This window comes from Halomonas sp. SIMBA_159 (assembly GCF_046536035.1).
Classification (GTDB): domain Bacteria; phylum Pseudomonadota; class Gammaproteobacteria; order Pseudomonadales; family Halomonadaceae; genus Vreelandella; species Vreelandella venusta_A.
Genome location: NZ_JAWJBT010001832.1, coordinates 1 through 229 on the forward strand (window position 1 = coordinate 1; position 229 = coordinate 229).

Consider the following 229-nt stretch of genomic DNA (forward strand, 5'->3'; position numbering starts at 1 on the left):
GTGCAAACTTCTTCGAAGCAAACATTTTCACATTCGCCAGAGTTTGCGCGGCGAATGCCTCGTGCATCTCAATCAGGGTCAGATCTGAGAGTGTCAGACCGGCACGGTCCAATGCCAGCGGGGTCGCATAGGATGGCCCCATCAGCATATCCTGCTCTACGCCTATCGCAGAAAAGGCATAAGAACGAATATAGCCCAGCGGTTTCAGGCCCAGCTCTTTGGCCCGGCC

Annotated in this window: 1 pseudogene; it reads right to left on the minus strand. The window is 55.0% G+C overall.

From position 1 onward, the window contains the following. Positions 1–229 (minus strand): annotated as a pseudogene (locus tag R0J87_RS25525) (acetyl-CoA C-acyltransferase); the annotation flags it as partial.